Here is an 11,420-nt window from a genome sequence, read left to right as displayed (position 1 = left end):
CTCTCCCCTTGCGGGAGAGGGTGGCTCGCCGCGTAGCGGCGAGACGGGTGAGGGGGCGCTCTCAGCTCGTGAGCATCTCGCTCGTGGAGAGATACCCCTCATCCGGCGCTTCGCGCCACCTTCTCCCGCAAGGGGAGAAGGGAAGAATCGTCCGCGGCGTACTTTGAATTAGAGGGCCGAGCGCCGCGCCAGAAACCGCGTGATCGCCCCGCCCAGCTTCGCACTGTCCAGCGGCTGCGCGAGCGAATCCCGCGCCGTGGCCACGACATCCTCCGGCGCCTTGCCGTCGCGCAGCTCGCAGCACACTTGAGCGAACTGCACGTCGAATTCCGGGTGCGGCTGCACGGTCAGCGTCGCGCCGTTGGCGTAGAGCAGGCCGGCATGCGGGGTGAATTCGGACGAAAGGATCGTCAGCGCATCGCTGGGCGGCTCGATCACCTGGTCCTGATGCGAGGCGGCGATCGCGACCGCTTCGCCGTCGACGACGCCGTTCTCCGGCAGCACCTGATAGACGTGCCGGCCGATGCCCCAGCCCTTCTCCGACTTCTGCACGGTGCCGCCGAGCGCTTGCGCGATCAGCTGGTGGCCGAAGCAGATTCCGACCATCGGCGTCTTGTTGGCGTAGGCCGTGCGCACGAAATCTTCCAGCGGGGCGATCCAGTCGAGCCCGTCATAGACGCCGGCGGCGGCGCCGGTAATCAGCACGGCCTCGAGCTTGCCCGGATCGGGAAGCGCGTCGCCATTCGGAATGCTGACCACGTCGACCGTGGCCGTCGGATCCTCGGCGCGGACCATGCGCTCGAACATGTCGGGAAACGAGCCGTACTGCTCGCGATATTTTTGCGGGACCTGTCCGGTCTCGATGATGGTGATGCGTGCCATCTGCCCCCCAAAGGTAAAAATGTTGCGAAGCTCAGTCGCTTTCTGCCCCATGTTGCTGGTGTGGCGCTGGGCGCTCCAGCAGCGTGCTCTCTTTCCGGACCTCGTTGAGAAACGCCTTGGCCAGGCGCGACAGCGGCTCGGCTTCCGACCATAGCATATAGGCCACTGCGTGCGTCGTCGGCGCGAACGGCCGCACCACGAGGCCGCTGCCGCCGTTCTGCCGCGGCGAGAACGGATCGACCACCGCGGCGCCGACGCCGGCGGCGGCGAGCACGCAGGCCGTGTTGCAATAGCGCACCTCGACGGTCGGCCGGAACGGCGCGCCGGCACGGGCAAAACTGTCGCGCACGGCCTCACCCAGCCGAGTGCCGCGCTCGAGCCCGATGAAGGGCAGGCCGGACAGATCGGCGGCCGAAATCACCGGCTTGCCAGCGAGCGGATGCTGCGGCGGCAGCACGCAGACCATCTCGCCGGTGTGCACCACCTCATGCGCGATGCCGGGATGATGGGTCAGCCCGAGCGCGAAGCCGAGCTCTGCGACGCGGCTGAGCACGCCCTCGATGATGCCCTCGTAGCGCCGCACGTCGAAGAACACACGCGTCTCCGGGCGGCGACGCAGGAAGCCGGATAGCGCTGAGGGAATGATGCTGTAGGCGAGCGGCGGCGTCGCGACGAGCGCGAGATGCCCGGAGCGGTTCTCGCGCAGGTCGCGCACGCGGCTCTCGAGTTTTGCGTGCAGCGCGAAGATCGCCTCGCTCTCCTTGTAGAGCGCCATCGCTTCTGCAGTCGGAAACAGCCGGTTGTTGACGCGCTCGAACAGCGCAAAGCCCGCCTGCGTCTCCATCGTCTTCAGCGCATTGCTGACCGCGGGCTGCGACAGCGCCAGTTCGTCGGCCGCCGCCACTGTGGTGCGGTGGCGGATGACGGCACGCAGGATCTCGAGCTGACGCAGGTTCATATCACTGCCGATTATACTCAGGGCCGAAAGATCATAGCACGATGAATTGCTTTTGCAGCCCTCCCTGCGCCTAATGGTCACGGATTTGCATGCTGGATCAAAGGGTTCATTCGCCCATTGAGGCAGCATTGCGCACAGATTGGAGGCAATCTTGGTTCGTGTCCTTCGCGCCGCGGCAGCTCAAATGGGGCCGACGCAAAAAGCCGATACGCGTGAGCATACGCTTGCGCGGATGATCGCGTTGCTCGAAGAGGCCGCCGGCCACGGCGCCAGCCTCGTGGTGTTTCCCGAGCTTGCCTTCACCACCTTCTTTCCGCGCTGGCTGCTCGAAGGCGATGCGCTCGACCATTATTTCGAGCGCGGCATGCCGAACCCGGCGGTGGCAAAATTGTTTGACCGCGCACGTGCGCTCCGCGTCGGCTTCTATGTCGGCTATGCCGAACTGACGCCGGACGGCCGCCGCTACAATTGCGCCGTCCTGGTCGATCGCGACGGCGAGATTCTCGGCCGCTATCGCAAGGTGCATCTGCCGGGCTCGGTCGAGCCGCGCCCGGGCGCGCGCTACCAGCAACTCGAGAAGCGCTATTTCGAATATGGCGACCTCGGCTTCCCCGCCTTCCGCGCGGGCTCGGCCTGGGCCCATGCAATCATGGGCATGATGATCTGCAACGATCGCCGCTGGCCGGAATCCTGGCGCGTGCTCGGCCTGCAAGGCGTTGAACTCGTCTGCATCGGCTACAATTCGGCCGCCTACGATCCCAATGGCGGCACGACGGAAGACGGCGCGCTCCGCACCTTCCATTCGACGCTGGTGACGCAGGCCAATGCCTACATGAACGCGACCTGGGCGATCTCGGTGGCGAAGGCGGGCGAGGAGGACGGCTCCGGCCTGATCGGCGGATCCTGCATCGTCGATCCCAACGGCCGTATCGTCGCACAGGCGCAGACGCTTGCCGACGAGGTGATCGTCGCCGACATCGATCTCGACCTCTGCCGCCAGGGCAAGGACAAGATGTTCAACTTCGCCGCCCACCGGCGGCCGGAGCAATACAGGGTGATCACTGAGCGTGCCGGTGTCATCGAGCCGGCCGTTCTCGACGCCGACTAGCCAGGTGGCACGGCGCTGGCAAGCGCCGTCAAAAGGAAGACATCGACAAAGGAAAAGATTGGAGCTGACATGACACGCCTCTCGCTTTCTCTCGGTCTTGCCGCGCTGGCCGCAATCGCCTCCGCGCAAGCCGCCGAACTGCCGGCAGAGATCAAGCAGGCGGGTGCGCTGAAGCTCACTGTCAATTCCACCTACGCGCCGATGGAATATCGCGATCCCGCGACCAACGAACTGGTCGGGCTCGATATCGATCTTGCGGGCGAGCTCGCCAAGCGCCTCGGCGGCCTCAAGATCGTCTGGAGCGAGACACCGTTCGCCGAGCTGATCCCGTCACTCCAGACCAAGCGCGCCGATTTCATCATCTCCGGCATCTCCGACCGTGCCTCGCGGCGTGAGACCGCCGATTTCGTCGATTATCTTGCGACCGGCCCGCAGTTCTTCGTGATGGCGGACAGCGAGGCCAAGGCCGCGACCGATCTTTGCGGCAAAAAGGTCGGCACCACCCGCAGCACCAGCTTCCCGGTCGAGATCGAGAAGTGGAGCAAGCAGAATTGCGAAACGGCCGGCAAGCCGGCGATCCAGTACGTACCAGGCGAAAACTCGATCGACGTCCGCAACCAGCTCAAGCAGGGCCGCATCGATGCGGCCGTGCAGGGCAGCGAGACGTTGCCCTATGCGCAAAGCCAGGAGCCCGGCAAATACCGTATCGTCGGCGAGGCTTTCGCGAGGGGATATCAAGGCATCATGTTCCGCAAGGATGATGCGGCCCTTCGCGAGGTCGTGACCGAGAAGCTCACCGCTATGATCGCCGACGGCTCGTACAAGGCGATCCTCGACAAATGGGGCCTCGGCGCCAACGCGGTCGCCCAGCCCATGCTGAACGCGGCGCCGCAATGAAGCCGGCGCCGGCACTCGCGGAGGGTTTCCCCGACCTGTCGGGGATGCGGATCGCGCGCGAGCCGCACTGGTTTCGCTGGCTCAGCGCGGCCCTGATCATCCTCGTGCTGGCTGTGATCGCGCGCGCGTTTGCGAACGGCCAGATCGAATGGTCCTATGTCAGCCGCTTCCTGACCGTGAAGGTCATCCTCGAAGGCATCGCCAACACCATGGTGATGGCGGTGCTGGCGATGCTGCTTGGCATCTTTCTCGGCATCGTCGTGGCGGTCATGCGGTTGTCGCCCAATCCGGTGCTGAAGACCGTCGCGGCCGGCTACACCTGGTTTTTCCGGGGCACGCCGCTGATCCTTCAACTCCTGCTGTGGTTCAATCTCGCACTGGTGTTTCCGACCATCGGCATTCCCGGCCTGTGGAGCGCGCGCGCCGTCGACGTCATGACGCCGTTCCTCGCCGCGCTGCTTGGGCTCGGCATCAACCAGGGCGCCTATACGTCGGAAGTGATGCGCGCCGGCATGCTGTCGGTCGACATCGGACAATATGAGGCGGCGCAGGCGATCGGCATGGGACGGCTGCGCGCGCTGCGGCGGATCGTGCTGCCGCAGGCGATGCGCGTCGTGATCCCGCCGCTCGGCAACGAATTCATCGGCATGGTCAAGGCGACCTCGCTGGCCAGCGTGATCCAGTATCCGGAACTGCTGCACAACGCCGAGAACATCTACTACGCCAATTCCCGCGTCATCGAGCTCCTGATCGTCGCCGGGCTCTGGTATCTGCTCGTCGTCTCGATCCTGACCCCGCTCCAGATGTTGCTCGAACGCCGTTTCGCACGCGGCACATTGCGGCTCGCGCGATGACAAAACCTCTCGTCGCGATCCGCTCCGTCAGCAAGAATTTTGGAGAGTTCCAGGCTCTCAAGAGCGTCTCGCTCGACGTCTGGCCCGGCGAGGTGATGTGCCTGATCGGCGCCTCTGGCTCAGGCAAGACCACGCTGCTCCGCTGCATCAACCAGCTTGCCATGATCGATGCCGGCGGCATCTGGCTCGACGGCGAACTTTTGGGCGTGCGTGAGCACGGCGGAAAGCTCCATCGCCTCAGCGAGCGCGAGATCGGACGGCAGCGATTGAAGACCGGCATGGTGTTCCAGCGCTTCAACCTGTTTCCGCACAAGACCGCGCTGGAGAACATCACCGAAGGCCCGACCCAGGTGCAGGGACGCAAAGCCGATGAGGTGCGCGGCGAAGCGATCGAGCTGCTCCGCCGCGTCGGGCTCGCGGCCAAGGCCAACTCCTATCCCGCACAGCTTTCCGGCGGCCAGCAGCAGCGCGTCGCGATCGCGCGCGCGCTCGCGATGAAGCCGATGCTGATGCTGTTCGACGAGCCGACCAGCGCGCTCGATCCCGAACTCGTCGGCGAGGTGCTCGCCGTGATGAAGGAACTGGCGAAGAGCGGCATGACCATGATGGTTGTGACGCACGAGCTCGGCTTCGCCCGCGAGGTCGCCGACCGCGTCGTCTACATGGACCAGGGCGCGATCGTCGAGCAGGGGCGTGCGTCCGATGTGTTGGGCGCGCCGCGCGAGGAGCGCACCAAGGCATTTCTTTCGGCAGTGATCTGAAAATGGGGGCGTGTTGATGAAGAGACTTTTGGCTGCGGCGGCGCTTATTGGCGCCATGAGTGCTTCAGCGGTAGCGATCGAGCTGCCGGCGGAGATCACCAAGCGCGGCAGCATCAAGGTGGCGCTGGTGCCGAACTATCCGCCGATGGAGTTCCGCGATCCCGCCACCAATGCGCTGTCCGGATTCGACATCGATCTCGGCGAGGCCATCGGCAAGAAGCTCGGCGTCAAGATCGAATGGCAGGAGACCAGCTTTGCCGAGTTCATGCCGTCGATCGCGACCGGTCGGGCTGACGCGATCCTGTCCGGCTTCACCGATTATGCCAGCCGTCATGAGATCGCATCCTTTGTCGACTATCTGCGCAGCGGACCGCAGTTCTTCGTGCAGCAGTCGCGCAAGGCAGAGTTCAAGGACCTGGCGTCGCTGTGTGGCAAGAAGGTTGGCGCCAGCCGCCGCACCATGTTCCCGGCGCAGATCGCGGCGTGGAGCGAGAAGAATTGCGGCAGCAGTCCGATCCAGTTCGTCGGCACCGACGGCTCGGCCGATGCCCGCACCCAGCTCAGGCAGGGCCGCATCGATGCCGCCGTGCAGGGCAACGAGACGCTGCCCTACATCATGGACCTCGAGCCCGGCACCTATGCGCCTGTGGGCGAGCCCATCGCGCAGCAATTCACCGGCATTGCCCTTCCGGTCAAGGAAAAGGCACTTCAGCAGGCCATTCTCGAGGCCGTCGACGCGCTGATCGCCGACGGCACATACAAGACCCTGCTCGCCAAGTGGAAACTCAATGACAACGGATTAGAGAAGGCGACCATCAATGCTGGACAGTAAGGCACTCCAGAGCATCCCGCTCGTTCCGGCCAACACCGCCGATCCCGCGCCGGAATATCCCTGGCCGAAGCCGTACAAGTCCGCGATGTTCCTGTCGTTCGACGTCGACGCGGAGAGCGCGTGGACCAGCAAGGACGCGGTGCATGCGCAGCGGCTCATCACCATGAGTTATGGCGGCTACGAGGCGCGCGTCGGCACGCCAAAGCTGCTGGAGCTGCTCGATCAGCTCGATCTCAAGGCGACCTTCTTCGTCACGGGGTGGTCGGTCGACGCGCATCCGGCGATGGCGGAGTCCATCCTCAAGGCCGGCCATGAGATCGGCCATCACGGCTATCACCATCTGCTGCCCGATCCCGGCGATCCCTGGATCGAGGAGGAGCTGGAGCGCGGTTTCGAGGCGCTGAAGCGCCGGCTCGGCGTCACGCCGACCGGCTATCGCGCGCCCTATGGCGAGTTCACCGAGGAGCTGCGCGTCGCGCTGGTACGGCACGGCATCGTCTACACGTCCTCGTTCCGCGACGACGTGCGGCCCTATCGCCATCGCCTCGCCGACGGCAAGCCCGGCACGATCGAGCTGCCGGTGACCGCGAGCTATGACGACTGGATGCACGGCCTCTCCGCGCGCTTCAGCCCGCGCTCGATCTTCCCCAAGGAGCACGTGCTCTCGATCTGGAAGGACGAGCTCGACGAAACCAGAGACTGGGGCGCGATGGTGACCACCGTGCTGCATCCGCAATGCAGCGGCCGTCCGATGCGGCTGCGCCTGCTGCGTGAGTTTCTGACCTACGCAAAGTCGTGCCCGGACGTCTGGATCACGACCGGCGAAAAGATCGCGGAGAACTTCCTGCGCCACGAGGCGGCCAACCGTTGAGCCTTGCCATGACCCGTCGCCGCATCCTCGTCATCAACCCCAACTCCTCGGCGTCGGTGACGGCGGCGATCGACGACGCGGTCGCGCCGCTGCGGATACCAGGCGGGCCCGGCATCGAGGTGGTCGGGCTTGCCGAGGGGCCGCCCGGCATCAGCTCGCAACGCGATGCGGATAGTGTGGTCATGCCGCTCGTCAATCGCGTGTCGCGCGACAATGCGGATGCCTTCGTGCTCGCCTGCTTCAGCGATCCCGGCCTGCATGCGGTGCGTGAAGCCGCCAGCGGCCGTCCTGTCATGGGCATTGCCGAATGCGGCATCTTTCGCGCCCTGATGCTCGGCGAACGCTTCGGCATCATCGCGCTGTCGCCGTCGAGCATCCGCCGCCAGCAGCGCATGGCGCGGGTGATGGGCATCGACAGCCGGTACGCCGGAAGCTGGTCGGTCGGCGCGAGCGCGGCGGAGACGGCAGGCGCCGATATCCGGGGACGGTTGATCGAGGCCGGCCGAGCCCTGGTCACGCAATGCCGTGCGGATGTCGTGGTGATGGGTTGCGCCGGCATGGCCTCGCACCGGTCGGCGATTGCGGATGCGATCGGGGTACCCGTGATCGAGCCCGCGCAACAGGCGGTGGCCGCCGCGATCGGCGCGGTCTTGTTGAACACATAAGAAGAAACGATTCAGGAGCCTCTTGTCGTGCCTATCTCCCGTCGCTCGCTGCTCAAGGCCGCCGCCGCAGTGCCCGCGCTGTCGCTGCCCGGCATCGTCCGCGCCGAAGCGCAGAGCACCTTGCGCTTCATTCCCGTCATCGACCTTGCCTTCGTCGATCCCATCTATTCGACCGCGCAGGTGTCGCGAAACCATGGCTTCATGGTCTACGACACGCTCTACGGCATGAGCTCCTCGCTCCAGGTTTCGCCGCAGATGCTGTCGGGCCATGTCATCTCGGGTGACGGGCTTCAATGGGACCTCAGCTTGCGCGACGGCCTGTTCTGGCACGATGGCGAACGTGTGCTGGCGCGCGACTGCGTCGCCAGCATCCGCCGCTGGGCGGCGCGCGACGGTTTTGGCGGCGAGTTGATCGAAGCGACCGCCGAGCTGTCGGCCGCCGACGATCGCACCATCCGCTTCCGCCTCAAGCGCCCGTTCCCGCTGCTGCCGCAGGCGCTCGGCAAGGCCGCGATCAACCCCTGCTTCATGATGCCGGAGCGACTGGCGAGCCAGGATCCGTTCAAGCCGTTGACCGAAGTCGTCGGCAGCGGCCCGTTCCGCTACCTCGCCGACGAGCGCGTGCAGGGTGCCCGCAACGCCTATGCCAAATTCGATCGCTACCAGCCCCGCACCGACGGCAAGCCGGATTGGACCGCGGGGCCGAAGATCGTGCACTACGACCGCGTGGTCTGGACCACCACGCCCGACGCCGGCACCGGCGTCGCCGCGCTCCAGACCGGCGAGCAGGATTGGCAGGAGACCACGCCGCACGATCTGTTGCCGATCATCAAGGCCGCCGGCGACATCGAGACGCGCATCCTCGATCCCCGCGGCTACGCCTGCATGCTGCGCCTCAATCATCTGCAGCCGCCGTTCGACAATCCCGCCATCCGCCGCGCCCTGCTGGGTGCGATCGACCAGTCCGCGTTCATGACGGCGGTCGCCGGCACCGATCCGGCGTTCCAGGTGTCGCCGATCGGCTATTTCGCCCCGGGCACGCCGATGGCGAGCGACGTCGGCCTCGACGTGTTCCGCGGGCCACGCAATTACGACAAGGTCAAGGCCGATCTGAAAGCCGCCGGCTACAATGGCGAGAAGATCGTGCTGCTCGTCCCCACCAACTCGCTCGCGCAAAAGCCGCTCGGCGAGATCGCTGCCGACAGCTTACGCAAGGCCGGCATGAACGTCGAATATGCCGGGCTCGATTTCGCCGTCGTGTTGCAGCGGCAGCTCAAGAAGGACCCGATCGGGCAGGGCGGCTGGAGCGCCGCCGTCGGCAATTGGCAGGGCATCGACTGGCTCAATCCTGCCGGCAACACCAACATCCGCGGCGAGGGTAAGGTCGCCGGCTGGTATGCGAGCACGAAGATGGGCGAGTTGCGCAGCCAGTGGCTGGCGGCCTCGGAGCTCGCCGAGCAGCAGCGCATCTGCCGCGAAATCCAGGCGGTCGCGTTCGAGGAAATCCCCTATATTCCGATCGGCCTGTACAAGCAGCCGACCGCCTATCGCAAAGCCATCACCGGCATTCTCGACGGCACCGCCGTCTTCTGGAACGTACGCCCCGCATGAGCACCACGGCAATCTTCGGCAGCTATGTGCTGTCACGGAAAGACGGCGCGCAGGACGTGCTGCGCGACCATTGGGTTCTGGTCGAGGGCAAGACAATCGCCGCGATCACGCGCGACAAGCCGAGCGCGGATCAGGTCTACGACCGGCCCGGCCGCTTCGTGCTGCCGGGCCTGTTGAACCTGCACAATCATTGCTTCTCTGAAGCCGTGGCGCGCAGCCACAGCGAGGACGGCAACGGCCGCAAGAACAACCAGAGCATCGTCTACACGGTGCTGCTGCCGCTGACCAAGCGCGGCGCCGAAATCCTGTCGGTGGAAGAGCGCTTGGCCGTCGCAAGGCTCGGCATTCTCCAACTCCTGAAGGGCGGCGCCACCACGGTGATGGAGCCGTTCCGCAACTCGATCCCCGAAATGTTCGACGCGGCGGAGGAGATGGGCATCCGCTTCTACGGCGCGCCGTACCTCTTCTCTACCTCCGATGCCAAGGCCGGTGCCGATGGCGTGGTCCGCTATTCAGGCGACGACGGCGGCGCCGACATGGCGACCTGGGATGCGCTTTACCAGCGCTGGAACAATCGCGGCGACGGCCGGATCAATCTCGCGATGAGCCCGCATGCGACCGACACCTGCGGGCCCGATCTCCTGAAGGCCTGCGCGACGCGAGCGCGCGAGCTCGGCGTACCCATCACGACGCACATGGCGCAGAGCCGCGGCGAGGTCGAGACCATCGGCAAGCGCTATGGCGGCCGCACGCCGGCGGAGTATCTGGATTGGCTCGGTCTGCTTGCGCCCGATCTGATGGCTGCGCATTGCATGTTCAGCAGCGACAACGATCTCAAGTTGATGGCCGCGCGCGGCATGACCGTGCTGAACTGCCCGCGCGTGTTCGCGCGGGCCGGCATTACCGCAGCCTTCAGCCGGTTCGCCGAGCACGGCGTCCGCACCGTGGTCGGTACCGACGGCTACAACATGGACCTGCTCGGTGAGCTCAATGCGGCGTCGCTGATCTCCAAGGTCAACTCGGCGCGCGCCGATGTCGCCAATTCGCCCGAGCTGCTCGAAGCGAATACGGCTGTCGCCGCCGACGTCATCAAGCGGCCGGATCTCGGCCGGATCGAGCCCGGCGCCACCGCCGACCTCACAATCGTCGATCTCACCCATCCCCATCTTCAGCCGTTGTTCGATCCGCGCCGCGCGCTGATCGCACTCGCCAACCGCGCCAATATCGATCAGGTCATGGTCGACGGCCGCATGCTGGTCGATGCCGGGCGCTATCTCGGCACTGACGAGGCGGCGATCACCGCGGCGGGCACCGCTGCGATCGGCAAGATCTGGGACCTGCCGGAAGCACAGGCCGCGTTCAACGGCTGAGCGTCGTTTCCGGAGCCACGAAAAAAGTGCGCTCCCACTCCCGCTTGCAGGAGAGGGCTCTCTCCAATCGGGGACACTCCCGATGCGGAGAGAGCCCCCACCCGGCGCTTCGCGCCGACCTCCCCCGCAAGCGGGAGAGGTTGCAGCGAGCGCGTGGTCAGACTGTCCTAACTAGCCGCCTCGGGCAGATCGTCGAATTCGGCCAGCGCCTTGCGCATGGTCTCGACCAGATCCAGCGCCACCGGCGAGGGGCTGCGCTGCGCCGGAAACACCGCGGAGAATTCGAAGTCGATGCGCGGCAGGAAACGGCGCACGACGACGCCGCGGGTGGAAAATTCCTGCGCGGTGAAGGGATCGCAGATCGCGACTCCCAGTCCTGACGACACCATGCCGCACATGATCTCCGACAGCGTGGTCTCGACCCGGAGCACACGGCGGACATCGTGGCGATGGAAGACCTGGTCGACGACGTGCCGGCTCGACGACCCCGCCGACAGCGAGATGAAGGTCTCGCCCTCGAAATCGCGCGGCTCCAGCACTTCCTTCTCCGCGAGACGATGACCGGTCGGCAGCACCGCGACACGGGCCGGTGCCGGCAGCCGCTGGCTCCG

The 11,420-nt window shown here is 65.7% G+C and carries 12 protein-coding genes; 9 read left to right on the top strand and 3 right to left on the bottom strand.

Annotated elements, in window-relative coordinates:
• Positions 1-168: 168 nt before the first annotated feature.
• Both PMI42_RS33395 and PMI42_RS33390 read right to left on the bottom strand, forming a co-directional pair.
• Entirely contained in the window at positions 169-882 is a 714-nt protein-coding gene (locus PMI42_RS33395) for a type 1 glutamine amidotransferase (protein ID WP_035967362.1), read from the bottom strand.
• A gap of 31 nt (positions 883-913) precedes the next feature.
• Positions 914-1,840 (bottom strand): LysR family transcriptional regulator, encoded by a 927-nt coding sequence (locus PMI42_RS33390; RefSeq protein WP_008143343.1) that lies wholly within the window; start codon positions 1,838-1,840, stop codon positions 914-916.
• Between the two features lie 151 nt (positions 1,841-1,991).
• Here PMI42_RS33390 and PMI42_RS33385 point away from each other — a divergent pair, with 151 nt between their 5' ends.
• From PMI42_RS33385 to PMI42_RS33345, 9 genes are all read left to right on the top strand, one after another.
• Positions 1,992-2,948, top strand: a complete 957-nt coding sequence (locus PMI42_RS33385; protein WP_008143341.1) for an N-carbamoyl-D-amino-acid hydrolase — start codon at positions 1,992-1,994, stop codon at positions 2,946-2,948.
• 69 nt (positions 2,949-3,017) lie between these two features.
• A complete protein-coding gene (locus PMI42_RS33380) occupies positions 3,018-3,845 on the top strand; it encodes an ABC transporter substrate-binding protein (RefSeq protein WP_008143339.1) in 828 nt (275 codons plus the stop codon).
• A complete protein-coding gene (locus PMI42_RS33375; RefSeq protein ID WP_008143337.1) occupies positions 3,842-4,699 on the top strand; it encodes an amino acid ABC transporter permease in 858 nt (285 codons plus the stop codon). Before PMI42_RS33380 ends, PMI42_RS33375 begins: the two co-directional genes overlap by 4 nt.
• Entirely contained in the window at positions 4,696-5,460 is a 765-nt protein-coding gene (locus PMI42_RS33370) for an amino acid ABC transporter ATP-binding protein (protein ID WP_008143334.1), read from the top strand. Before PMI42_RS33375 ends, PMI42_RS33370 begins: the two co-directional genes overlap by 4 nt.
• A 16-nt stretch (positions 5,461-5,476) precedes the next feature.
• The gene (locus PMI42_RS33365; RefSeq protein ID WP_008143331.1) at positions 5,477-6,292 is read left to right on the top strand and encodes an ABC transporter substrate-binding protein; all 816 of its coding nucleotides are present in this window, start codon (positions 5,477-5,479) and stop codon (positions 6,290-6,292) included.
• Positions 6,279-7,163 (top strand): polysaccharide deacetylase family protein, encoded by an 885-nt coding sequence (locus tag PMI42_RS33360; protein WP_008143329.1) that lies wholly within the window; start codon positions 6,279-6,281, stop codon positions 7,161-7,163. Before PMI42_RS33365 ends, PMI42_RS33360 begins: the two co-directional genes overlap by 14 nt.
• Before the next feature lie 8 nt (positions 7,164-7,171).
• Complete coding sequence (locus tag PMI42_RS33355; protein ID WP_008143327.1) at positions 7,172-7,828, top strand: aspartate/glutamate racemase family protein; 657 nt, start codon at positions 7,172-7,174, stop codon at positions 7,826-7,828.
• A 27-nt stretch (positions 7,829-7,855) separates the two neighbouring features.
• The gene (locus PMI42_RS33350; protein WP_008143325.1) at positions 7,856-9,439 is read left to right on the top strand and encodes an ABC transporter substrate-binding protein; all 1,584 of its coding nucleotides are present in this window, start codon (positions 7,856-7,858) and stop codon (positions 9,437-9,439) included.
• Positions 9,436-10,809: an amidohydrolase family protein gene (locus PMI42_RS33345; RefSeq protein ID WP_008143323.1), complete on the top strand. Its 1,374-nt coding sequence runs from the start codon at positions 9,436-9,438 to the stop codon at positions 10,807-10,809. Before PMI42_RS33350 ends, PMI42_RS33345 begins: the two co-directional genes overlap by 4 nt.
• A 167-nt stretch (positions 10,810-10,976) precedes the next feature.
• On the opposite strand, the gene PMI42_RS33340 is transcribed toward PMI42_RS33345, so the two are convergent.
• The coding region (locus tag PMI42_RS33340; RefSeq protein ID WP_008143320.1) for a LysR substrate-binding domain-containing protein at positions 10,977-11,420 on the bottom strand (444 nt) is incomplete at its 5' end.

The organism is Bradyrhizobium sp. YR681 (assembly GCF_000282615.1).
Taxonomy (GTDB): Bacteria; Pseudomonadota; Alphaproteobacteria; order Rhizobiales; family Xanthobacteraceae; genus Bradyrhizobium.
The sequence above is the reverse complement of the archived record's forward strand: the minus strand, read 5'-3'. Positions and strand labels throughout refer to the sequence as shown.

Coding starts and splice junctions, on each gene's coding strand:
- PMI42_RS33365 (WP_008143331.1), top strand. CDS start 5,477: ATGAAGAGACTTTTGGCTGCGGCGGCGCTTATTGGCGCCATGAGTGCT.
- PMI42_RS33345 (WP_008143323.1), top strand. CDS start 9,436: ATGAGCACCACGGCAATCTTCGGCAGCTATGTGCTGTCACGGAAAGAC.
- PMI42_RS33370 (WP_008143334.1), top strand. CDS start 4,696: ATGACAAAACCTCTCGTCGCGATCCGCTCCGTCAGCAAGAATTTTGGA.
- PMI42_RS33380 (WP_008143339.1), top strand. CDS start 3,018: ATGACACGCCTCTCGCTTTCTCTCGGTCTTGCCGCGCTGGCCGCAATC.
- PMI42_RS33360 (WP_008143329.1), top strand. CDS start 6,279: ATGCTGGACAGTAAGGCACTCCAGAGCATCCCGCTCGTTCCGGCCAAC.
- PMI42_RS33375 (WP_008143337.1), top strand. CDS start 3,842: ATGAAGCCGGCGCCGGCACTCGCGGAGGGTTTCCCCGACCTGTCGGGG.
- PMI42_RS33395 (WP_035967362.1), bottom strand. CDS start 882: ATGGCACGCATCACCATCATCGAGACCGGACAGGTCCCGCAAAAATAT.
- PMI42_RS33390 (WP_008143343.1), bottom strand. CDS start 1,840: ATGAACCTGCGTCAGCTCGAGATCCTGCGTGCCGTCATCCGCCACCGC.
- PMI42_RS33355 (WP_008143327.1), top strand. CDS start 7,172: ATGACCCGTCGCCGCATCCTCGTCATCAACCCCAACTCCTCGGCGTCG.